At 70.7% G+C, this 20,941-nt stretch carries 22 protein-coding genes; 15 read left to right on the forward strand and 7 right to left on the reverse strand.

What is annotated here, in order from left to right; genetic code table 11:
• The first annotated feature begins 18 nt into the window (after nucleotides 1-18).
• Nucleotides 19-168, forward strand: coding sequence for a hypothetical protein (locus DVK05_RS17255; protein ID WP_167551910.1), 150 nt, complete (start codon nucleotides 19-21; stop codon nucleotides 166-168).
• Between the two features lie 34 nt (nucleotides 169-202).
• Here the strand turns inward: DVK05_RS17255 and DVK05_RS03995 are convergent, their stop codons facing one another.
• The 3 genes from DVK05_RS03995 to DVK05_RS04005 form a co-directional block, all read right to left on the reverse strand.
• A complete protein-coding gene (locus DVK05_RS03995) occupies nucleotides 203-652 on the reverse strand; it encodes a DUF5799 family protein (RefSeq protein WP_121562109.1) in 450 nt (149 codons plus the stop codon).
• A gap of 71 nt (nucleotides 653-723) precedes the next feature.
• Nucleotides 724-1,884 carry a mandelate racemase/muconate lactonizing enzyme family protein gene (locus tag DVK05_RS04000; RefSeq protein WP_121562110.1) on the reverse strand — a complete coding sequence of 387 codons (1,161 nt, stop codon included), beginning with the start codon at nucleotides 1,882-1,884 and terminating at the stop codon, nucleotides 724-726.
• Nucleotides 1,881-2,810 carry a 1,4-dihydroxy-2-naphthoate polyprenyltransferase gene (locus tag DVK05_RS04005; RefSeq protein ID WP_121562111.1) on the reverse strand — a complete coding sequence of 310 codons (930 nt, stop codon included), beginning with the start codon at nucleotides 2,808-2,810 and terminating at the stop codon, nucleotides 1,881-1,883. The genes DVK05_RS04000 and DVK05_RS04005 overlap by 4 nt, the downstream gene beginning before the upstream one ends.
• A 127-nt stretch (nucleotides 2,811-2,937) precedes the next feature.
• Between DVK05_RS04005 and DVK05_RS04010 the strand changes: the two genes are divergently transcribed.
• The 14 genes from DVK05_RS04010 to DVK05_RS04075 all read left to right on the forward strand — a co-directional run bounded on the left by DVK05_RS04010 (nucleotide 2,938) and on the right by DVK05_RS04075 (nucleotide 16,421).
• On the forward strand, nucleotides 2,938-3,480 hold the full coding sequence (locus tag DVK05_RS04010) for a carboxymuconolactone decarboxylase family protein (RefSeq protein ID WP_121562112.1): 543 nt from the start codon (nucleotides 2,938-2,940) through the stop codon (nucleotides 3,478-3,480).
• A 40-nt stretch (nucleotides 3,481-3,520) separates the two neighbouring features.
• On the forward strand, nucleotides 3,521-3,799 hold the full coding sequence (locus tag DVK05_RS04015; RefSeq protein WP_121562113.1) for a hypothetical protein: 279 nt from the start codon (nucleotides 3,521-3,523) through the stop codon (nucleotides 3,797-3,799).
• Between the two features lie 289 nt (nucleotides 3,800-4,088).
• Nucleotides 4,089-5,066, forward strand: a complete 978-nt coding sequence (locus DVK05_RS04020) for an aliphatic sulfonate ABC transporter substrate-binding protein (RefSeq protein WP_121562114.1) — start codon at nucleotides 4,089-4,091, stop codon at nucleotides 5,064-5,066.
• Nucleotide 5,067: 1 nt separating this feature from the next.
• The gene (locus DVK05_RS04025; protein WP_121562115.1) at nucleotides 5,068-5,919 is read left to right on the forward strand and encodes an ABC transporter permease; all 852 of its coding nucleotides are present in this window, start codon (nucleotides 5,068-5,070) and stop codon (nucleotides 5,917-5,919) included.
• Entirely contained in the window at nucleotides 5,903-6,703 is an 801-nt protein-coding gene (locus DVK05_RS04030) for an ABC transporter ATP-binding protein (RefSeq protein ID WP_121562116.1), read from the forward strand. The genes DVK05_RS04025 and DVK05_RS04030 overlap by 17 nt, the downstream gene beginning before the upstream one ends.
• Before the next feature lie 446 nt (nucleotides 6,704-7,149).
• The gene (locus DVK05_RS04035) at nucleotides 7,150-8,310 is read left to right on the forward strand and encodes a LeuA family protein (RefSeq protein WP_199712290.1); all 1,161 of its coding nucleotides are present in this window, start codon (nucleotides 7,150-7,152) and stop codon (nucleotides 8,308-8,310) included.
• Between the two features lie 388 nt (nucleotides 8,311-8,698).
• Entirely contained in the window at nucleotides 8,699-10,498 is a 1,800-nt protein-coding gene (gene ilvB / locus DVK05_RS04040) for a biosynthetic-type acetolactate synthase large subunit (RefSeq protein WP_121562118.1), read from the forward strand.
• The gene (ilvN, locus tag DVK05_RS04045; protein ID WP_121562119.1) at nucleotides 10,495-11,178 is read left to right on the forward strand and encodes an acetolactate synthase small subunit; all 684 of its coding nucleotides are present in this window, start codon (nucleotides 10,495-10,497) and stop codon (nucleotides 11,176-11,178) included. Before ilvB ends, ilvN begins: the two co-directional genes overlap by 4 nt.
• A gap of 33 nt (nucleotides 11,179-11,211) precedes the next feature.
• Nucleotides 11,212-12,270, forward strand: a complete 1,059-nt coding sequence (gene ilvC / locus DVK05_RS04050) for a ketol-acid reductoisomerase (protein ID WP_121562120.1) — start codon at nucleotides 11,212-11,214, stop codon at nucleotides 12,268-12,270.
• Nucleotides 12,270-13,730 (forward strand): 3-isopropylmalate dehydratase large subunit, encoded by a 1,461-nt coding sequence (gene leuC, locus DVK05_RS04055; RefSeq protein ID WP_121562121.1) that lies wholly within the window; start codon nucleotides 12,270-12,272, stop codon nucleotides 13,728-13,730. Before ilvC ends, leuC begins: the two co-directional genes overlap by 1 nt.
• A complete protein-coding gene (leuD, locus tag DVK05_RS04060) occupies nucleotides 13,730-14,347 on the forward strand; it encodes a 3-isopropylmalate dehydratase small subunit (protein ID WP_121562122.1) in 618 nt (205 codons plus the stop codon). Before leuC ends, leuD begins: the two co-directional genes overlap by 1 nt.
• 4 nt (nucleotides 14,348-14,351) lie before the next feature.
• Nucleotides 14,352-15,350, forward strand: coding sequence for an isocitrate/isopropylmalate family dehydrogenase (locus DVK05_RS04065; RefSeq protein WP_121562123.1), 999 nt, complete (start codon nucleotides 14,352-14,354; stop codon nucleotides 15,348-15,350).
• Nucleotides 15,351-15,444: 94 nt separating this feature from the next.
• Nucleotides 15,445-15,819: a DUF555 domain-containing protein gene (locus DVK05_RS04070; protein WP_053772161.1), complete on the forward strand. Its 375-nt coding sequence runs from the start codon at nucleotides 15,445-15,447 to the stop codon at nucleotides 15,817-15,819.
• Nucleotides 15,820-15,881: 62 nt separating this feature from the next.
• A complete protein-coding gene (locus DVK05_RS04075; RefSeq protein ID WP_006628588.1) occupies nucleotides 15,882-16,421 on the forward strand; it encodes a CBS domain-containing protein in 540 nt (179 codons plus the stop codon).
• A gap of 647 nt (nucleotides 16,422-17,068) precedes the next feature.
• Here DVK05_RS04075 and DVK05_RS04080 read toward each other — a convergent pair.
• The 4 genes from DVK05_RS04080 to DVK05_RS04095 all read right to left on the reverse strand — a co-directional run bounded on the left by DVK05_RS04080 (nucleotide 17,069) and on the right by DVK05_RS04095 (nucleotide 20,932).
• On the reverse strand, nucleotides 17,069-17,248 hold the full coding sequence (locus tag DVK05_RS04080; protein WP_121562124.1) for a hypothetical protein: 180 nt from the start codon (nucleotides 17,246-17,248) through the stop codon (nucleotides 17,069-17,071).
• Between the two features lie 105 nt (nucleotides 17,249-17,353).
• Nucleotides 17,354-18,394: a phosphoribosylformylglycinamidine cyclo-ligase gene (gene purM / locus DVK05_RS04085; protein WP_121562125.1), complete on the reverse strand. Its 1,041-nt coding sequence runs from the start codon at nucleotides 18,392-18,394 to the stop codon at nucleotides 17,354-17,356.
• A gap of 85 nt (nucleotides 18,395-18,479) precedes the next feature.
• Nucleotides 18,480-19,154 carry a metalloprotease gene (locus tag DVK05_RS04090; protein ID WP_121562126.1) on the reverse strand — a complete coding sequence of 225 codons (675 nt, stop codon included), beginning with the start codon at nucleotides 19,152-19,154 and terminating at the stop codon, nucleotides 18,480-18,482.
• Nucleotides 19,151-20,932: a TraB/GumN family protein gene (locus tag DVK05_RS04095; RefSeq protein WP_121562127.1), complete on the reverse strand. Its 1,782-nt coding sequence runs from the start codon at nucleotides 20,930-20,932 to the stop codon at nucleotides 19,151-19,153. The genes DVK05_RS04090 and DVK05_RS04095 overlap by 4 nt, the downstream gene beginning before the upstream one ends.
• Between the last annotated feature and the right edge of the window lie 9 nt (nucleotides 20,933-20,941).

Consider the following 20,941-nt stretch of genomic DNA (forward strand, 5'->3'; position numbering starts at 1 on the left):
GCCGACCAATCTCCGCGTATGCCCCAGATCCACCTCGACGAGGAGACGGTCGAGCGGCTCGACGCGCTCCGGGTAGACGACGAGGAGTACGACGAGATCGTGAGCGAACTGATCAACATCTACGAGGCGGAGGAGCTGACGCTGTTCCGCGGCAGCGACCTGAAGTGAGCCCGGCGTCGGCCCCGCGTCCCGGGCCGCCCCGCTACTCCTGATACGCGACGCGGACCTGTTCCCACTTCCCGACTTCCTCTAAGTGCGCCTGTAGCTCGTCGGCGTACTCCTGGACGAGCCGCTCGGCGGCCTCCAGTTCCTCGTCGGACGGCCCACCGCCGCCGCCACCGCCGAGCCCGAGCGCGCCCTTGATCGAGTCGACGACGCCGCCGGAGCCCCCCGAGTCGCCGCCGGGGGCGCCGCCCATCCCCGCCATCTGCGACCGGAGGTTCTCCAGTTCGGGCATGATCGCGGGCAGGCTCGACGTGTCCGCGACGACGCGGGCGGTCTCCGGGTCGTCGGCGTTCTCGATCTCGAACTCGGTGGCCGTCATGATCAGTCCCCACTCCTGGCTGGAGAAGCGCGACGCCGCGACGCGCTCGTTGAACTGGTTGTCGACGGTCATCCGCTCGCCGACGATGGCGTCGGTCCACTCGCTCATACCCCTCCGTTCGCCGGTCGCGGTGAAAAGTCCGTCCCCCTGCGGCGAGCGCCGGGTCCGCCCCCGTCCCGCTACCGCCGCAGGTCGTCGAACGCGCCCCCGGCGAGTCCGGGACCCGTGGGGACCGCGATCCGGCCGCCCTCGACCGGGCAGGGGTCCGGCGCCAGGTCGTCGTCGAGCAGCGACGCGGTCGCGAGGCCGCAGGGCGACACGTCCGGGACCGCGGCCGCGACGTGGACGGCGGCCGTCCGCGCGACCACCGCGTCGATCGTGGTGGTGACGACCGGGTCGACGCCGGACTCCCGCGCCCGCAACGCGGCCGCGAGCCCGCGGTCCGGCCCGCCGAGCGCCATCGGCTTGAGCACGACCGCGTCGGCCGCGCCCGCGTCGAGCACCGCGTCGATCCCGCGGGCCGCGACCGACTCGTCGGCGGCGATCGGGACGCTGCCGCCTCCCTTGTCGCCCCTGGCGCCGTCATCGCTCCTGGCGCCGTCGGACGGGTCGCCCCGGCGAAGCGCCGCCAAGCCGTCGAGGTCGTCCGCCGGGAGCGGCTGTTCGACGTACTTGAGGTCGAAGGGGGCCAGCGCGTCCAGCGCGCGGGACGCCGTCTCGCGGTCCCACGCGCCGTTCGCGTCGGCGCGGAGCGCGACCGCGTCGCCGACGGCCTCCCGGACGGCGCGGACGCGCTCGACGTCGGCGTCGACGTCGCGGGCGCCGACCTTCACCTTCAGGCAGTCGAACCCCGCCTCGACCGCGCGCCTCGCGTCGGCGGCGGTCTCCGACGGCGACCCGTCCCCGACGGTCGCGTTGACCGGGACCGCGTCCGCGGGGGCGGCGCCGACGCCGGCCGCGTCCGCGAGGTGAACCGCGAGGCGCCGTCCGCGATCGCGGGCCGCGGCGTCGGCGACCGCGAGCGAGACGCCGTGGCGCGCGGCCGGCGTCGACGCCGCGTCCAGCGCCTCGGCGGGTGACTCGACTTCGCTCCGGTCGCCGAGGCCGTCGAGCGCGGTCTTACAGGCCTCCCCCGACTCCGTCCACCCCGGGAGCGGCGTCGCCTCGCCGAGACCGACCGCGCCGTCCTCGCCCGTCTCTCGTTCGACGGTGACCACGAACCCCTCCCGGCGGCTGATCTCCCCGCGGGCGGTGCCGAGCGGACGGGTCAAGTCGATCGCGAACGGCCGGTGTCGAACGGTCCGGGCCGGCCCCTCGCCGCGCGGGTCGTCGTCGATCACACCGCCAGTCCGACCGCGAACGCGACGGCGTACGCGGCGAGCAGTTTGCCGGTCGATTCGAGCGCGGGGTTGAGGGCCTCGCCGGAGGTCTCGGTCAACACGGTCCGCGCGACGGTCGCCGCCAGCGGGAGCGTGACGAGCGGGAGCAGCGTCGCGAGGCCGTCTCCCCGCGCGACGAACCACAGCGGGGCGAGGTACGCGAGGGCGAGCATCGCGAGGTACTCGCCGCGGGCGAACCGGTAGCCGAAGCGGACGGCGAGCGTGCGCTTGCCGGTCGAGGCGTCCTCCTCGCGGTCGCGGAGGTTGTTGACGACGAGGATGTTCGTCGACAGCGCGGCGATCGGGAGGCTCGCGACCGCGGCCCCGACCGTGACGGTCTCACCGGGCACCCCGACCGGGAACCACCCGGCGAGGAGCGCGGCGGCCTGGACGTAGTACGTCCCCGTCACGGCGATCACGCCGAAGAAGACGAACACGAAGAGGTCGCCGAGCCCGTGGTACCCGAGCGGGTACGGCCCGCCGGTGTAGGCGATGCCGGCCGCGACGGAGGCGAGCCCGATCACGAGTATCGGGACCCCGCCGACGGCGACGAGGTAGGTGCCGACGCCGATGGCGGCCGCGAAGGTGAGCCACATCGCCCGCTTCACCTCGTGCGGCTCGATGAGGCCGCTGGCGACGACGCGGGTGAACCCCTCGCGGTCGTCGGTGTCGGCGCCCTGGATCGCGTCGTAGTAGTCGTTCGCGAAGTTCGTCCCGACTTGGATCAGCGCCGCGCCGACGAGCGCCGCCAGCGCGGGCAGCGGGGCGAACACCCCGTCCGCGAGCGCCAGTCCGACGCCGACGATCACCGGCGCGGCCGCGGCCGGGAGCGTCTGCGGCCGGGCGGCGATCAGCCACGCCCGCCGGCGGGTGACCTCGGTGCTCATTACCGTCGGTTGGTGCGTGGCGTCCCTTAAGCTTGCCATCGCGGATCGCCGCCGCTCCCCCGCGGCCGCTCGCGGCGAGCGATACCGAGTGGCGTACACCTATGCCCCGCGGGCGCGACCGGGCGCCATGGCCCGCGTTCCCTACGCCGAGGCGTCGGACGTGCCGGACGAGTACGAGGACCTCCTGGAGTCGTCGCTCCAGGGGAAACCGCTCCACGTGTACCAGTCGGTCGGCAACAACCCCGAGGTGTTGGCCGGGCTGCGGTCGTTCCTCGGGTCGCTGTGGACCGACAGCGGCCTCACCGAGCGGGAGCGCGAGCTCGTCATCCTGGCGGTCGCGAGCGAGGTCGGCAACCGCTACGAGTGGCACCAGCACGTCAACATCGCCCGCGGGGTCGGGGTCGACGACGACGAGATCGCGGCGCTCGGGCGCGGTGACGCCGCCCCCTTCGGCGACGAGGAGACGACCCTGATCGAGTACGCCCTCGCGGTCGTCCGCGGCGAGGTCGACGCGATCGCGCACGACGAGGTCGCGGCGCTGTACGACGACGAGGCGATCGTCGGCATCGCCGCGACCGCGCGGGGGTACGACGCGCTCGGCGGGATGATCGACGCGTTCGACCTCGAACTGGAGCCCGGGACCGAGTTCCACGGGTGGGACCCCCGGTAACGACCGACAGGTTCGACAGGGTCCGGCCCGTATCGCGGGTATGACCGACACGGAGGCCGCGTCGGCGAACGGGATCGAGGCGCGGTACGAGGAGACGGACGGCGAACGACGGCTCACCTTCTCGCGCGACGGCCGCGAGGCGACCGTCGCGCAGAACGTCGAGGGGTACGCCATGCTGAAGGTCCGTCCCGGGCCCGACGGCGACGAGTTGGAGCGGTACTACGGGTTCGACATGGCGCTCGACCACGCCGCCGAACTCCTCGGCGTCGCCGTCCCGGACCTCCCGGTGCCAGACGCCGCCGCCGACATGGGGATGTAATCGCGAGGGACTCTTCTCCCTCAGTCGGCACCCCTCGCGGCCGAGACCGGACGCCGCGAGGAGTCAGCAACATGATCCGGTACCCGGAACGCGAGCCGAACGCATTCGACCGTGCGGGCGACCGCGAGCGAACCGCGCGTCCGGGCGACAGCGCGGTCGACGCCGCGTTCTGTTCGCGTGTGAACCGTCGTCACTGATGAAAATAAATAACTTAGAAGCATCATAGCCGGAGCCGAATATTCTCGATAGCCATATCGGTTTATTAGTGGCACCGGTATGGGGAGTCACGATGGAGCGAAGACAGTTCTTGCGCGGTACCGGCGCGGCGATCGGCGGCTCGCTCGTCGCCGGCTGCGTCGGGGGCGGGAGCGGCTCGGGCACGGTGACGGTCGACTACGCGTACTACAATCCGGTCAGCCTCGTGTTGCGCGAGAAGGGCTGGCTCGAGGCGGCGTTCGCGGACACCGGCACCGACGTCGAGTGGGTGTTGAGCCTCGGCAGCAACCAGGCGAACGAGTACGCGCAGAGCGGCGAGGCCGACGTCTCCTCGACCGCCGGCATCGCGGCGCTGATGGCGCGCACGAACGGCGTGCCGATCACGACGCCGTACGTCTACTCGGAGCCCGAGTGGACGGCGCTCGTCACCTTCCAGGAGACCGGCATCGAGTCGGTCGCGGACTTAGAGGGGAAGCGGGTCGCCGCGACCCGCGGGACTGACCCGTACTTCTTCCTGCTACAGGCGCTCGGCGACGCCGGGCTGAGCGAGGACGACGTCGAGGTCGTCAACCTCCAGCACCCGGAGGGGCAGTCCGCGCTGGTCCGGGGCGACGTGGACGCGTGGGCCGGGCTCGACCCGCACATGGCCGAGCTCGAGCTCGAACACTACGGGGCCGAGCTGTTCTTCCGCGAGCCGCGGTACAACACCTACGGCTTCCTGAACTTCCTCGACGGGTTCCTCGCGGACCGCACGGAGCAGGCGCGCCGCGTCCTCGAGGCCTACGAGCGCGGCCGCCGGTGGGCGATCGAGAACCCCGAGGCGACCGCGGGGATCCTCGCGGACGCCTCCGAGATGTCGGCGCCGGTCGCGGAGCGCGTGTTCACCCGTCGGACCGACCTCTCCGAGCCGATCCCGGGCGAGCCGCACCGCGAACTGCTCGCTGACCTCTCGCCGGTCCTCGAACGCGAGGGGCTCGTGACCGACGACGCCGACCCGGCCGGGGCCGTCGACGAGCTGATCGACTCCGAGTTCGCGACCGAGGTAGTCTGAGATGGCCGCGGACACCCGTCACGAGTCCGAGGCCCGCCGCGGATCGGACGGCGACGGGCCGGCCCGGAGCGCCGAGTCGCGTGGTCTCGGGCCGGTCCCGCTCCCCGCCGCGAGCCGGCTGCGGCCGCTGCTCGGCCTGCTCGTCCCCGCCGCGCTCGTCGTCGTCTGGCACGTCGCGGTCGCGACCGGGGTCTTCGCGGCCCACCAGCTGCCGGCGCCGCTGCGGGTGGCGGAGACGCTCTGGGGGATGGCCGCCTCCGGCGAGCTGTGGGGCCACGTCGCGATCACGGTTCAGCGCGTCGTCCTCGGCGCGGGCTTCGGGATCGCCGTCGGGATTCTGTTCGGGACCGCGACCGGGCTCTCGCGGACCGCGAGCGACCTGCTCGACCCGCTGTTACAGAGCCTGAAGAACATCCCGTCGCTGGCGTGGGTGCCGCTGTTCCTCCTCTGGTTCGGCATCGGCGAGACCGCGAAGGTGCTGCTCATCGCCGTCGGCGCGTTCTTCCCGGTGTACCTCAACCTCTCGACCGGCATCGCCGCGGTCGACGAGGAGCTGCTGGAGGTCGCGGAGGTGTACGACCTCGGCCGCGTCGAGTCGCTGCGGCGGGTCGTGTTCCCGGCCGCGCTCCCGGACCTGCTCGTCGGGATCCGCGGCGGCGTCGGGCTGGCGTGGATGTTCGTGGTCGCCGCGGAGCTGATCGCGGCGAGCCAGGGGATCGGGTTCCTGCTGAGCGACGGGCGGACCCTCGCGCGGCCCGACATCATCGTGGGGTCGATCCTGCTCTTCGCGTTCCTCGGCAACTGCTCGGACCTCGCGGTGAAGGAGGTGAGAGACCGTGTCGTCGGACGCTGACGCCGACGCCGCGCCGCCGAGCGCCGACGCCGCGCCCTCTGACGCGGACCCCGTCCTCGCGGTCGACGGCCTCCGCAAGCGGTACGACGACACCGTCGCGCTCGACGGCGTCGACCTCGCGGTTGCGGACGGGGAGTTCGTCGCCGTCGTCGGTCCGTCGGGCTGCGGCAAGTCGACGCTGCTCCGCGTGCTCTCCGGGCTCGAACCGGCGTTCGAGGGGCGCGTCACGGTCGACGGGACGGACGTGCGCGACGGCGGCAGCGACGCCGTGGGGATGGTGTTCCAGGAGCCCCGACTGCTCGACTGGGCGGACGTGCGCGAGAACGTCGCGGTCGGGCTCCCGGCGGACGTGGACCCCGACACCGAGGCGGCCCGCGGGCGCGTCGACGACCTGATCGAGACGGTCGGGCTCGACGGGTTCGCCGAGAGCCGCCCGGGCGAACTCTCCGGCGGCATGGCCCAGCGCGTCGCGCTCGCTCGGGGCCTCGCGTACGACCCGTCCGTGCTGCTGCTCGACGAGCCGTTCTCGGCGCTCGACCGCCTGACCAAGGCCGACCAGCAGGACCACCTGCTCGACGTGTGGGCGGAGCGGGGGACGACCGTCGTCCTCGTCACCCACGACGTCGAGGAGGCCGTCTACCTCGCGGACCGCGTCGCGGTGCTCGGCGGCCAGCCCGGCACGGTCGAGTCGGTCGTCGACGTGGACATCGACCGCCCCCGCGACCGGGCGGACCCCGACCTGGTCGCGCTCCGGCGCGAGGTGACGGCGGCGCTCGGTCGGTGAGGGCGGACCGCAGCGATCCCTGACGCGCACCGGTGCGCGGCGCACGCCGATCCGCCGCGCCGCACGCTCTTCCACGCCGATCCGCGGCGCCGCCGCGTTGCTCGCCGCCTTCCGTCGTCCCGTGCCACCGCGTGCCGCGCCGCGCGTTCCCACCGCGCGCCGGCCGCGGATCGAAGGAAACGAACGTCGATTCGGCTTATTAACCGGGTTCCGGATCGGAATTGGTCATCGATCACCGGTGTGTGTATAATCTCCTTAAGGTGTATTGATGCCGGCGCTGTCGTGCGGTTTTCCCGGTTCCCATCGCCGCGCGCCGAACTGGCGGTCGGTTCCGATTTTGCGATCGTCCAAACCGTTAAGTACCCGACCGTCTTGTTGTGAGTCGATGACAGACATCACGGAGGCTTCGTCGGACACCCCGGCGGATCGAGTTCTTCCAGGGCACGATAGCTTCTAACGTCGACATAGGTCCGGTACGGATCTTCGACACGACCCTGCGAGACGGAGAACAGTCACCACGTACGTCGTTCAGCTACGATGAGAAACGCCGCATAGCGGCGACGCTGGACGACATGAACACCCACGTCATCGAGGCGGGGTTCCCGGTCAACTCGGACGCGGAGTTCGAGGCGGTCAGCGACATCGCCGCCGCGACGGACACCACCGTCTGCGGGCTGGCGCGGGTCGTCGAGGGCGACATCGAGGCCGCCATCGACTCCGGCGTCGAGATGGTCCACGTGTTCGTCTCCACCAGCGACGTCCAGTTGGAGGACTCGATGCACGCGACCCGCGAGGAGGCCATGGGACGCGCGGTCGACGCCGTCGAGCAGGTGAAAGACGCCGGCGTCGAGTGCATGTTCTCGCCGATGGACGCCACTCGGACGGACCCGGAGTACCTGATCGACATCGTCGAGGCCGTCTCCGACGCCGGCACCGACTGGATCAACATCCCCGACACCTGCGGCGTGGGGATGCCGACCAGCTTCGGCGAGACGGTCAACGCCGTCGTGGAGGCGACCGACGCGCGCGTCGACGTCCACACGCACGACGACTTCGGCATGGCCGCCGCGAACGCGGTCACGGGCTTCGAGAACGGCGCGGAGCAGGCGCAGGTGTCGGTCAACGGGATCGGCGAGCGCGCCGGCAACGCCGCCTACGAGGAGGTCGTCATGGCCGTCGAGTCGGTGTACGGCGTCGACACGGGCATCGACACGACCCGGATCACCAAGCTGGCCCGGATCGTCGAGGAGGCCTCGGACATCCCGGTGCCGGCGAACAAGCCGATCACCGGGCGGAACGCGTTCGCCCACGAGTCCGGCATCCACGCCGCGGGCGTCATCGAGAACGCCGACACGTTCGAGACCGGCGTGATGACCCCGGAGATGGTGGGCGCGGAGCGCGAGTTCGTGCTGGGCAAACACACCGGCACGCACAGCGTGCGCAAGCACCTAGTCGAGGCCGGCTTCGACCCGACGGACAGCGAGGTCCGGAAGATAACCAAGCGGGTCAAGGAGTACGGCGCCGGCAAGCGGCAGGTGACCGCCGGCGACGTCGAGCGGTTCGCCGAGGAGGCGGGCGTCACGCGCGAGGAGGAGGTCCGGGTCTGATGGACCCCGCCCCGACCGGAGCGCCCCCCGAGCGACCGCGAGGGCGGTCGCGGGAGCAGCCGACCGAGGGACCGCGCGCCGCCCGGCGCCGCGTCCCCCGACAGGAATTTATACCCCGGCCGCGTTGCCTCGGGCGAGATGCGACGGCGTTCCACGGCCGCGGCGCACGCGAGCGTCCCGGGAGCCGTCGCGCCGATCATCGTAGGGGTCTGACCCCCTACACTACCCCTTCCTCACCGACGCGACGCACCGCCGAACGCCGGCGGCCGGACCGTTCCCGAACCCCGGAGTGCCGCGCTCGACGGGTCGAGGCCGCCCCCGGCCGCCCCGCGTTCGCAGCGACCGACACGACAACCCGCCAGATGCCACACCGCACACCACCACGACAATGAGCGACACAGCAGCACAGCCGCGATCCGACGCCGACGAGTCGGACGACGGCGCGACCGAGGAACCGACCGACCCGGACGACGGACCGGCCGCGGGCGCCGTCTCGACCGGCGCCGAGTCGGTCGTCGCCGCCCTCGAGGCCGCGGGCGCGAAGACCGCCTTCGGCGTCCAGGGCGGCGCGATCATGCCCGTCTACGACGCCCTGTACGACTCGTCGATCCGGCACGTGACGATGGCCCACGAGCAGGGCGCGGCCCACGCCGCCGACGCGTACGGCGTCGTCGCCGGCGAGCCGGGCCTCTGTATGGCCACGTCCGGCCCGGGCGCGACGAACCTCGTCACCGGCATCGCCGACGCCGACATGGACTCCGACGCGATGGTCGCGCTGACCGGCCAGGTCCCGACGGAGTTCGTCGGGAACGACGCGTTCCAGGAGACGGACACGGTCGGGGTCACCCGCCCCATCACGAAGCACAACTACTTCGCGGGCGGCGCGGACACCGTCGGCGACACCGTCGGCGAGGCGTTCGAGCTGTCGCGGGCCGGACGCCCGGGGCCGACCCTCGTCGACCTCCCGAAGGACGTGACGCAGGACGAGACGGACCGGACGCCCGGGCCGGCGACGCCGCCGGCCGGCACCGATCCCGACCCGAACGCCGACGCCGACGCGGTCGAGGAGGCCGCGCGCGCCATCGAGGCCGCAGAGCGCCCCGTCTGCCTGTTCGGCGGCGGCGTCATCAAGGCCGACGCGAGCGACGAGGCGCGGACCTTCGCCCGGAGCTACGGCATCCCCGTGACCACGACGATGCCCGGCATCGGCTCGTTCCCCGAGGACGACGACCTCTGCCTCTCGTGGGCGGGGATGCACGGCACCGGCTACGCGAACCTCGCGATCACCCACACCGACTGCCTGATCGCGGTCGGCACGCGGTTCGACGACCGCCTCACGGGCGGCATCGACACGTTCGCGCCCGAAGCCGAGGTCATCCACGTCGACATCGACCCCGCGGAGATCAGCAAGAACGTCCACGCCGACTACCCGCTGATCGGCGACGCCGGACGCGTCTTGGACCAGCTGACGGCGGCGGTCCGCGAGGCGCCCGACGCCGCGGCGTGGCGCGAGCGCTGCGAGGAGTGGAAGGAGACGTACCCGCTCACGTACGCGACGCCGGACGACGAGCCGCTGAAGCCGCAGTTCGTCGTCGAGGCGTTCGACGAGGTGACCGACGACGACACCATCGTGACGACCGGCGTCGGGCAACACCAGATGTGGGCCTCGCAGTTCTGGACGTACACGGAGCCCCGCACGTGGGTCTCCTCGCACGGCCTCGGCACGATGGGGTACGGCGTGCCCGCCGCGGTCGGCGCGCGCGTCGCCGCCGACACGATGGGCGAGGAGGACCGCGACGTGGTGTGTTTCGACGGCGACGGCTCCTTCCTGATGACGATGCAGGAGCTGTCGGTCGCGGTCCGCGAGGAGTTAGACGTCACCATCGCCGTGCTGAACAACGAGTACATCGGCATGGTGCGGCAGTGGCAGGACGCCTTCTACGAGGGGCGCCACATGGCGTCCGACTACACGTGGATGCCCGAGTTCGACAAGCTCGCGGAGGCGTTCGGCGCCCTCGGGCTGCGCGTCGACGACTACGACGAGGTCGCGCCCGCGGTCGAGGAGGCGCTCGACTACGAGGGGCCGGCCGTGATCGACTTCCATGTCGACCCCGAGGAGAACGTCCTGCCGATGGTGCCGAGCGGCGGCGCGAACGGGAAGTTCGCGGCCGCGGAGGACCAGCTATGAGCGGCGACTCCCCGTCCGCCGGCGCGCCGGAGGTCGACTCGCGGCCCCTCCCCGACGAGCAGCCCGGACCGGACGAGCGCGACCACCCCGAGGGGCGCCGGAACCTGGAGGGGATCCGGATCGACCCGGTCGTCGAGGCCGAACACGAGTCGCGGCGCGCCGTCATCTCGGCGCTCGTGGAGGACGAGCCCGGCGTGCTCGCGCGCGTCTCCGGGCTCGTCTCCCGCCGCCAGTTCAACATCGAGAGCCTGACGGTCGGACCGACGACCGTCGACGGCCACTCGCGGATCACGATGGTCGTCGAGGAGACGGACCCCGGCATCGACCAGATCGAAAAGCAGATAGCGAAGCTGAAGCCGGTCATCTCGGTCGGCGAGGTCGCGGGCGACGCGGTCACCTCGGAGCTCGTCCTGCTGAAGGTCGAGGCCGACGACCCCGCCGCGGTCCACGCCGTCTCCGAGATGTACGACGGCCGGACGGTCGACGCCGGCCCGGACACGATCACGGTCGAGCTCACCGGCGACAAGGCGAGCATCGACAGCGCGATAAGCGCCTTCGACCGGTTCGGCATCGTCGAGATCGCGCGGACGGGCCCGACCGCCCTCGCGCGCGGCAACACCCCCACGGCGCCAGGAGAGAAACCCGGAACGGCCGGCGAACCGACGACGCACGACGACTGACACGCGGACCCACGCGGACACAACACGATACACATGACCGAAGACGACACGCAGACGTTCGACTCGACAGTATACTACGACGACGACGCGGACGAGGAGGCCATCGCGCACAAGACGGTGGCCGTCCTCGGCTACGGCTCGCAGGGCCACGCCCACGCGCAGAACCTCGCGGACAGCGGGGTCGACGTGATCGTCGGCCTCCGCGAGGACAGCTCCTCGCGGGCCGCCGCCGAGAGCGACGGGCTCCGCGTCGAGACGCCCGCGGACGCGGCCGCCGAGGCCGACGTGGTGAGCGTCCTCGTCCCCGACACCGTCCAGCCGGACGTGTACGAGAACGCGATCGAACCGAACCTCGACGCGGGCGACACGCTGCAGTTCGCGCACGGGTTCAACATCCACTACAACCAGATCCAGCCGCCGGAGGACGTCGACGTGACGATGGTCGCGCCCAAGTCGCCGGGCCACCTCGTCCGCCGGAACTACGAGAACGACCAGGGGACGCCCGGCCTGCTCGCGGTGTATCAGGACGCCACCGGCGAGGCCCGCGACGAGGGGCTCGCGTACGCGGCCGCCATCGGCTGTACGCGCGCCGGCGTCGTCGAGACGACGTTCCGCGAGGAGACCGAGACCGACCTCTTCGGCGAGCAGGCCGTCCTCTGTGGCGGCGTCACCTCGCTCGTCAAGCAGGGGTACGAGACGCTCGTCGACGCGGGCTACTCCCCCGAGATGGCGTACTTCGAGTGCCTCAACGAGCTGAAGCTCATCGTCGACCTGATGTACGAGGGCGGGCTCGGCGAGATGTGGGACTCCGTCTCCGACACGGCGGAGTACGGCGGGCTCACGCAGGGCGACGTGGTCGTCGACGAGCACGCCCGCGAGAACATGGAGGAGGTCTTAGAGAAGGTCCAGAACGGGCAGTTCGCCCGCGAGTGGATCGCCGAGAACCAGGCCGGGCGTCCCTCCTACACGCAGCTCCGGGCCGCGGAGAAGAACCACGACATCGAGGCCGTCGGCGACGAGCTGCGCGGCCTGTTCGCGTGGGAGGAGTCGGCCGACGAGGACGAGGAGGAATCGGCAGAGGTGACCGCCTGATGAGCGAGGGGACGCTGTACGACAAGGTGTGGGACCGACACAAGGTCACCGAGCTCCCGAACGGGCAGGACCAGCTGTTCATCGGGCTCCACCTCGTCCACGAGGTGACGAGCCCGCAGGCGTTCGGCATGCTGCGCGAGCGCGAGCTCGACGTGGCGTACCCCGACCGGACGTTCGCGACGACGGACCACATCGCGCCCACCGAGGCCGACAAGCGCGAGCGTCCCCTCGCCGACGACCAGGCCGAGGAGATGCTCTCCGCGCTCGAACGCAACGTGAGCGACAGCGGGATCACGTTCTTCGGCTTCGAGTCCGGCAAGCAGGGGATCACTCACGTCGTCGCCCCCGAACTGGGGCTCTCCCAGCCCGGGATGACGGTCGCGTGCGGCGACAGCCACACCGCGACCCACGGCGCGTTCGGTTCCATCGGCGTCGGCATCGGGACGAGCCAGATCCGCGACGTGCTCGCGACCGGCTGTATCGCCGCGGACAAACAGAAGGTCCGCCGGGTCAACGTCGAGGGCGAGCTCGGCGAGGGCGTCTACGCGAAGGACGTGATCCTGAAAGTGATCCAGGACCTCGGCGTCGACGGCGGCGTCGGGCACGTGTACGAGTACGGCGGCCCCGCCATCGAGGCGCTCGACATGGAGGGCCGGCTCGCGGTGTGTAACATGTCCATCGAGGGCGGCGCCCGCGCCGGCTACATCAACCCGGACGAGACCACCTACGAGTACCTGAAGGGCCGCGAGTACGTCCCCGAGGGCGAGGCGTTCGAGGAGCGCAAGGCGTACTGGGAGTCGATCAGCTCCGACGACGACGCCGAGTACGACGACGTGGTCACGGTCGACGCCGACGGGCTCGACCCGCTCGTCACCTGGGGGATCAACCCCGGACAGGTGATCGAGATCTCGGAGCCGGTCCCGCACCCGGACGACTTCGAGGCCCGGACCGACCGCGAGGCGGCCGAGCAGGCGCTCGACCACATGGAGATCGAGGCCGGCCAGTCGATGCTCGGCTACGACGTCGACGTGGCGTTCCTCGGCACCTGTACCAACGGCCGCCTCTCCGACTTCGAGGAGGCGGCGAAGATCTTAGAGGGGAACACGGTCGACGAGGACGTCCGCGCGCTGGCCGTCCCCGGCTCCGAGACCGTCCGCCAGCAGTGCGAGGAGCGCGGCATCGACCAGACGTTCATCGAGGCCGGCTTCCAGTGGCGCCGCGCCGGCTGTTCGATGTGCCTCGCGATGAACGACGACGCCCTGGAGGGCGACGAGGTGTGCGCCTCCTCGTCGAACCGCAACTTCATCGGGCGGCAGGGGTCGAAGGACGGCCGTACCGTCCTGATGAGCCCCGCGATGGTCGCCGCCGCGGCCGTCGAGGGCGAGGTCGCCGACGCGCGCGAGTACCTCGACGACGGGCCGACGGGCGGCGCCGGCGGCGTCGAGGAGGTGGCCGACTGATGAGCGCGAACGACGCGGACGACCAGCACATCACCGAGGTGTCCGGCACGGGGGTCCCGATCCCCGGCGACGACGTCGACACCGACCAGATCCTGCCGGCGAAGTTCATGAAGGAGGTCACGTTCGACAACATGGCGGACTACCTCTTCTACGACGCCCGGCGGGACGACGACGGCGAGTTCAACGACCACCCGCTCAACCGCTTCGAGGGGGCGTCGATCGCGGTCGTCAACTCCAACTTCGGCTGCGGCTCCTCCCGGGAACACGCGCCGCAGGCCATGATGCGGTGGGGGATAGACGGCGTCGTCGGCGAGTCGTACGCCGAGATCTTCCGCGACAACTGTAAGTCGCTGGGCATCCCGGCGGTCACGACCGATCATGAGACGGTCGTCGAACTCCAGGAGTGGATCGAGGCGAACCCCGACGGCGACATCGAGATCGACGTGGAAGGCGAGACCGTCACCTACGGCGACACCGTCATCGACGTCGACGTCGACGACGCGATGCGCGAGGCCCTGGTCGAGGGGATCTGGGACACGACCGCCCTGATGTACTCGAACCGGAGCAAGGTCGACGAGACGGTCGCCGACCTGCCGTACGTCGAGGGGGACGACTGACCGGATGCCCGACGAGATAGTCGTCATCGAGGGCGACGGCATCGGCCGCGAGGTCGTGCCGGCCGCCGTCGAGGTGCTGGAGTCGCTCGACGTCGAGTTCGAGTTCGTCGCCGCCGACGCGGGCGACGCGACGAAAGAGGCGACCGGCGAGGCGCTCCCCGCGGAGACGTACGACCGAGTCGCCGGCGCGGACGCGACGCTGTTCGGCGCGGCCGGCGAGACGGCCGCCGACGTCATCCTCCCGCTGCGCGAGGCGGTCGACTCGTTCGTCAACGTCCGGCCCGCGAAGGCGTTCCCGGGCGTCGACGCGCTCCGCCCGGAGACGGACGTGGTGTTCCTCCGCGAGAACACCGAGGGCGTGTACTCGGGCCACGAGGACCGGCTCTCCGACGACCTCTCGACGCTGACGCGGGTCGTCACCTCGTCGGCGTCCCGGGAGCTGGCCGAGTACGCCTGCGAGTTCGTCGACGACGGGCGCGGGCCCGCGGGCGACCCCGACGAGGGGTTCACGGTCGCGCACAAGGCGAACGTGATGCGCGAGACGGACGGCCGGTTCCGCGAGGAAGTGCTCGACGTGGCCGCCGAGCGCGACGTCGACGCGGACGAGGAGCTGATGGACGCGTTCGCGACGAAGCTCCCGCTCGACCCGAGCCAGTACGGCGTGGTCGTCTGCCCGAACCTCGCGGGCGACGTGCTCTCCGACTTGGCCGCGGGCCTCGTCGGCGGGCTCGGCCTGCTCCCCTCGGCGAACGTCGGCCACGACAACGCGCTGTTCGAGCCGGTCCACGGCACCGCGCCCGACATCGCCGGCGAGGGGATCGCGAACCCCACGGCGGCGGTCCTCTCGGCGGCCATGCTCTTAGAGTACCTCGGGCACGTCGAGGAGGGCCAGCGGGTGCGCGACGCGGTGGAGGGCGTCCTCTCCGACGGGCCCCGCACCGGCGACCTCGGCGGGTCGGCGACGACCGACGAGGTCACCGCGGCGGTCGTCGACCGCCTGTAAGGCGCGTTTCGCCGCCGAACGGGCCGGCTTCCGTGGTCGCGTCGACCGCGGGCGAACCACAAGACAAGAAACCCTGCGGCCCCTCCAGCCGAGTATGAGCAACTACGAAGTCGCGATGGAGGCCGCCTGGTTGGTCCGGGACGTCGAGGAGACCGACGACGCCATCGGCGTCGCGGTCAGCGAAGCCGGCAAGCGACTCAACGAGACGGACAAGCAGTACGTCGAGGTCGAGCCCGGCGTCACCGGCTGTCCGGCCTGCGGCGAGCCGTTCGACGCCGCGTTCCTCGCGGCCAACACGGCCCTCGTGGGACTCCTCTTGGAGATCGACATCTTCAACGCCGACAGCGAGGAGCACGCCGAGCGGATCGCGAAAAGCGAGGTCGGCGGCGCGCTCCGCGACGTGCCCCTCGAAGTCATCGACGTCTTCGAGACGGAGGCGGACGAGGACGAGGACGCGCCGGAGCGGTAAACGCGAGCGCGAGATCGGTCGGTGCCGAAAGCTTTTCTAATAACCTCGGGTAATTTAGCGGTATGGAACTGCCGACGCCCCAAGACCTCCGCGAGCGCCGGACCGCGCTGGAGCTGACCCAGAGCGAACTCGCCGACGCCGCGGACGTCTCCCAGCCCCTCATCGCGCGGATCGAAGGCGGCGACGTCGACCCGCGGCTCTCGACGCTGCGCCGGATCGTCAACGCCCTCCAGGAGGCGGAAGGCGAGGTCGTCCGCGCGGCCGACCTGATGAACGAGACCGTGATCAGCGTCGCGCCGGACGACGCGGTGAGCGGGGCGGTCGAGCTGATGGAGGCGGAGGCGTACTCGCAGCTCCCCGTCCTCCAGAACGGCGTGCCCGTCGGGTCGATCAGTCAGGGCGACGTCGTCCACGCCGGCGAGAACGTCGGCGATCACCCCGTCAGCGAAGTGATGAGCGAGTCGTTCCCGACGGTCGCGCCGTCGGCGACCGTCGACGAGGTCCGGAACCTCCTCGACCACTACAAGGCCGTGATGGTCACCGACGGCGGCGAGACCGTCGGGATCATCACCGAGGCCGACATCGCCGCGCAGCTATCGTAGTATAATTCTGAGAAGAATTCACAATATTTTATTTTTTGACAACACCCAAACAGTACGTTCTATACATATAGTTAAAGCAAAATATTATGTCTAAAAATTGAATATGTGAACTCCCCTCGCTACCAACCACCGGCTTCAGAGACGCTCAAAAATTCTCAGGCAACCAACGGCATAGTTTCTTTAACAGTTGACAATATAGGTGTGAAAAATGTCGAAGGACCAGGACCATTTAGAAACTGCTGCTGAGTCAACCCGAAAAGGGGCCATTGGATTATTATTTGGACTGTATCACTACGTTATGGGGCTGAGCCAATGGACAAAAAAATAGACATATCGTCATCCAGGCTGCTATTACTTCGGTGATTGTTGTATTGCTATCTCAAATCGCTAATATAGTTGGAAGTGCTTTCTTCACGACTTTTTGGGGTCAAGCCGTGTATCTAAGTGGTGTAAAACTCCGTCTTATCCCAATCCCATTGAGTTTGCTAATATATGTACTTATCATATCATTCATACTCTACGCATACTCATTCGACTCCTCTGTACGAGATCTTCATTCAGAAATTGATGAGTTAAAATCTGAAATTGATGAGATCAAAGAGGACTCCACAGAATCTGACGATTAACTCACCGGTAAGCTCGTTTGTCTACTCCTCCCGGCGCTCCGAGAGCCGCTCCCAGATCTCCGTACAGCCCGCGCCGTCTTCCACGTCGTCGAGGTGTCCCCGGTCCGCCTCCCCCTCGTCGCCGTCGCGCTCGTCGTCCCGTCGGGAGCCGCCGCTTCCGTCTTCCCCGGTCTCGTCGTCCGCGGCGTCCCCGTCTGTCATCGGTGCGGACTACGCCGACGGCGGTGATAAGCCGTCATTCGGCGGCACGCGACGCCGCCGCTCCGGGGCGACCGCAACGATCGCCGGTACCTCGGACGCGACCGGTCAGAGCTCCAGCCCGCGGATCGCGACCGTCGCGTCGCCGTCCGGGGCGTCGGTCCCGGCCTCGACGCGACCGACCACGCGACCGTCGGTTTCGGCCGCCAGCGACTCGGCCGCGTCGGGGTCGAGGGCGGCGACGAAGCCGGTCCCCATGTTGAACGTGCGGTGCATCTCCTCGTCGGAGACGCTCCCCTCGCGCTGAACGAACTCGAAGACGGGCTGGGGTTCGTACGCGTCCTCGACGACGTAGCGGTGGTCGCCGAGCCGTTCGAGGTTCGTCCAGCCGCCGCCGGTCACGTGGGCCGCGCCGCGCACGCCGTGGGCGCGCATCGGGTCGAGGAGGTCGGTGTAAATCGCGGTCGGTTCGAGCAGCGCCTCGCCGAGCGTCTCGTAGCCGTCGAACGGGCAGGGGTCGGAGTACTCGTGGTCGCGCGTCACCGCCTCCCGCGCCAGCGTGAGCCCGTTCGAGTGGATCCCAGACGAGCGCCAGCCGACCAGGGCGTCGCCCGGCTCCGCCCGCCCGTCGAACACGCCGTCCTTCGCGGCGAGGCCGGCGCAGGTGCCCGCCAGGTCGAGTCCGCGGACCACCTCCGGCATCACCGCCGTCTCGCCGCCGACGAGCTCCATGTCTGCGAGTTCGGCGCCGCGGGCGAGCCCCTCGCCGACCTGCTCGGCGAACCGCTCGTCCGGCTCGTCGACCGCGAGGTAGTCGACGAACGCGACGGGGCGGACGCCGGCCGCGACGAGGTCGTTGACGTTCATCGCGATACAGTCGATGCCGACCGTCGAGTAGTCGCCGAGCGCCTCCGCGACGAGCAGCTTCGTCCCGACGCCGTCGGTCGCCAGCGCGAGGTAGCGGTCGCCGATGTCGAGCAGGCCGGCGTACTCGCTCCCGGAGCCCTCCGCCTCGGTGTCCGCGCCGACCGCGCCGATCAGCGCCGCGGTCGCGGCCTCGCTCGCGTCGATGTCGACGCCGGCGTCCGCGTATGTGAGTTCGTCGGCGTCGTCCGGTCCCCCGTCGTCGCTCCCGTCGCCCTCGGTCATGTCTGTGGGGGCACGCCCGCGGAGCAAAAACGCACCGTTCCGCTGGGCCCGCCGCGGGTCGGCCGCGTCGCCGCCCCGTTGCCCGTCAGAACGGCCCGCCGAACCCGAGGCCGACGACGAAGACGAGCACGAACGCCAGCAGCGCGGACGGAACGAACACCGCCGCCCACACCGGCTTGCTCCATGACAGCACCGTCTTCCCGTCGAGCGGGCCGTACGGGACGAGGTTGAACGCCGCGAGGAACGCGTTGATCGCGATCCCGCGCGCGCCGAGGACCGTGACGATCTCGCTCCCGACGATCCCGCCGAGCGCGAACAGCGGGAAGAAGACGGCCATCAGCCCGAGGTTCACGACGGGGCCGGCGAGCGCGATGTGGCCGTGCTCGCGGGGCGTCAGCCGGCCGCGGTGGTGGACGGCGCCCGGCGCCGCGAAGATGAACCCGAGGAGCGAGCTCATCACGGCGAGGAACAGCATGCTGTTGTCCGCGCGGAACTCCGCGACCTGGTCGTAGTGGACGGCGACGACCTTGTGCGCGACCTCGTGGAGGAGGAAGGCGACCCCGGCGGTCGAGAGCGCGACGAACAGCGGCGGGACCACGCCCGCCGCGAGGATGCGACCGATGCCGCCCGAGCCGCCGACGAAGAACAGCATGAACGCCACGCCGAGGGCGAGCCACGCGACGAGCAGGTCGCGGAGCTCGGTCCCGCTGAAGTACAGGCCGGCGATCCGGCGCCCGGACACCGCGCTCCCGCCGCTCATGCGATCCCCCCCACGGCGCCGCGGACGAGGTCCGCGCCGTTAAGGGCCCCCTCGACGAGCAGCCGGCCGACATCCTCGACGCCGCCGACCTCGGCGCCGAACATCGCCGGGATGACGTACGCCGCGAACAGGAAGCTGGCGACGATGCTCCCGACGTTCGTCATCGCGACGACGACGATGAGCCGGAACAGCGGCACGTCGAGCATCGCGGAGACCAGCTCGGCGGCCGACCGCGTCTCGTCGGCGAGCAGGTCGTTGAGCGCGCCGATGTCGGCGACGTTGACCGTCAGGCTGCGCAGCTCGACGTAGCCGGTGAACCAGCCGGGCGCGAGCAGCGGGTTGATCGAGGTCAGCCACGCGACGGCGCCGCCGACGCCGGCCGAGAGCCAGCGCGCGCCCGCGACCTTCGCGAACGCGAACGCGAAGACGCCGTTGATCAGGAACCACGCGCCGAACAGGCGGAGCAGGAAGGCGTTCCCGGCCCCGCCCAGCGCGAGCAGGAGGAAGAAGCCGACGAAGCCGACGGTGATCGCGTAGCCGATCGCCTTCTTCCACGGGAGCCCGCGACCGGACTCCTGGCCGACCAGGCTCTCCATCGGCGGGAGCGTCGCGGGGTCGGCGAGGTAGCCCTCAATTCCCGCCCGGTGGCCGGCGCCGACGACGGCCACCACGTCGTGGCCCGCCTCGCGGAGCGCGACGAGCCGGTGGGCGATGAACGCGTCGCGCTCGTCGATGAGCGCCTCCGCGCCGCCCGGGGAGAACTGCCGGAACTCCTCCATCATCATCGTCACCACGTCCGTGTCGGTGAGGTCGGCCTCGTCGAGCTCCTCGATCCCCCCGGCCTCGGGGTCGACCTCGCCGCCGGCGAACGCGCCGACCGCGAGCGCGAGGACGGCCCCGACGACCAGCCCGAGGCCGATCCCGATCCCGAAGCCGCCGATGGCGGCCACGGGGAACCCGCCGAGGTACGTCGAGACGAGGCCGTTCGCGACGCCGGTGACCCCGGCCGCGACGCCGGCGGCCAGCCCGGTGCCGGCCGCGGCGTAGAGCCGCTGGTCCGGGGAGAGCGCGAGCGTGCCGACCTGGTCGACGGCGATGCCGACGGCGAGCGCGACGAGGACGCCCGCGGCGACGCTCGTCAGCACGCCGGTCGTGATCCCGACGGCGCCGCCGAAGAGCCCGATCGCCGGGCCCGCGAGGATCCCGACCATGAGCCCGCCGATCACGCCGGCGACGCGCGGGTCGCTGACGCCGAACGCCAGCCCGCCCACGAGCCGGAGCTTCTCGGTTATCGTCATGCGCGCCCAGAACCGCTGGATCGTCGTCTGGATGTCGCGGTCGACCAGGGCGACGTCGATGCCGAGCGACTCGGCGACGTCGACGGCGGCCTTCATGTCGGCGCCCGGCTCGATGTCGAACCGCTCGCCCAGCTGCGTCTGGACGTACGAGAGCATCCAGTACGCCAGGAACTGGAACACGGTGTTCCCCTTGAGCAGGTCGCCGGCGTCGAGGTCGTCCGGGGTCTCGCCGTTGAGCTGCCGGTAGCGCCCCTCGTCGAGCTCGACGGCGACGACGTCGGGGCGCTCCCGCTCTATCGTCTCCTCGACCTCGTCGACGGAGCGCTCCGACACGTGCGCGGTCCCGACGACCGTGACGCTCCCCTCGCCGCCGGAGGGCGCGCGGCGCGTCGCCCCGTCCAAGTCGCCGCCGTCGGCCCGCGGGGACCGGTCGGTCGACGGGGGCGCGTCGTCGCCGCTCCCCCGTGACGTCTCTGTCATCACCCGTCG

It is taken from the genome of Halorubrum sp. Atlit-8R, from assembly GCF_003666025.1.
GTDB classification, from domain to species: Archaea; Halobacteriota; Halobacteria; order Halobacteriales; family Haloferacaceae; genus Halorubrum; species Halorubrum salinarum.

Excerpts from the sequence above, each read along its gene's own strand:
- DVK05_RS17255 (WP_167551910.1), top strand. The coding sequence starts at position 19 with ATGCCCCAGATCCACCTCGACGAGGAGACGGTCGAGCGGCTCGACGCG.
- leuC (WP_121562121.1), top strand. The coding sequence starts at position 12,270 with ATGAGCGAGGGGACGCTGTACGACAAGGTGTGGGACCGACACAAGGTC.
- DVK05_RS04095 (WP_121562127.1), bottom strand. The coding sequence starts at position 20,932 with ATGACAGAGACGTCACGGGGGAGCGGCGACGACGCGCCCCCGTCGACC.
- ilvB (WP_121562118.1), top strand. The coding sequence starts at position 8,699 with ATGAGCGACACAGCAGCACAGCCGCGATCCGACGCCGACGAGTCGGAC.
- purM (WP_121562125.1), bottom strand. The coding sequence starts at position 18,394 with ATGACCGAGGGCGACGGGAGCGACGACGGGGGACCGGACGACGCCGAC.
- ilvN (WP_121562119.1), top strand. The coding sequence starts at position 10,495 with ATGAGCGGCGACTCCCCGTCCGCCGGCGCGCCGGAGGTCGACTCGCGG.
- DVK05_RS04025 (WP_121562115.1), top strand. The coding sequence starts at position 5,068 with ATGGCCGCGGACACCCGTCACGAGTCCGAGGCCCGCCGCGGATCGGAC.
- DVK05_RS04070 (WP_053772161.1), top strand. The coding sequence starts at position 15,445 with ATGAGCAACTACGAAGTCGCGATGGAGGCCGCCTGGTTGGTCCGGGAC.
- leuD (WP_121562122.1), top strand. The coding sequence starts at position 13,730 with ATGAGCGCGAACGACGCGGACGACCAGCACATCACCGAGGTGTCCGGC.
- DVK05_RS04080 (WP_121562124.1), bottom strand. The coding sequence starts at position 17,248 with ATGACAGACGGGGACGCCGCGGACGACGAGACCGGGGAAGACGGAAGC.
- ilvC (WP_121562120.1), top strand. The coding sequence starts at position 11,212 with ATGACCGAAGACGACACGCAGACGTTCGACTCGACAGTATACTACGAC.
- DVK05_RS04010 (WP_121562112.1), top strand. The coding sequence starts at position 2,938 with ATGGCCCGCGTTCCCTACGCCGAGGCGTCGGACGTGCCGGACGAGTAC.
- DVK05_RS04090 (WP_121562126.1), bottom strand. The coding sequence starts at position 19,154 with ATGAGCGGCGGGAGCGCGGTGTCCGGGCGCCGGATCGCCGGCCTGTAC.
- DVK05_RS04020 (WP_121562114.1), top strand. The coding sequence starts at position 4,089 with ATGGAGCGAAGACAGTTCTTGCGCGGTACCGGCGCGGCGATCGGCGGC.
- DVK05_RS04005 (WP_121562111.1), bottom strand. The coding sequence starts at position 2,810 with ATGAGCACCGAGGTCACCCGCCGGCGGGCGTGGCTGATCGCCGCCCGG.
- DVK05_RS03995 (WP_121562109.1), bottom strand. The coding sequence starts at position 652 with ATGAGCGAGTGGACCGACGCCATCGTCGGCGAGCGGATGACCGTCGAC.
- DVK05_RS04075 (WP_006628588.1), top strand. The coding sequence starts at position 15,882 with ATGGAACTGCCGACGCCCCAAGACCTCCGCGAGCGCCGGACCGCGCTG.
- DVK05_RS04065 (WP_121562123.1), top strand. The coding sequence starts at position 14,352 with ATGCCCGACGAGATAGTCGTCATCGAGGGCGACGGCATCGGCCGCGAG.
- DVK05_RS04015 (WP_121562113.1), top strand. The coding sequence starts at position 3,521 with ATGACCGACACGGAGGCCGCGTCGGCGAACGGGATCGAGGCGCGGTAC.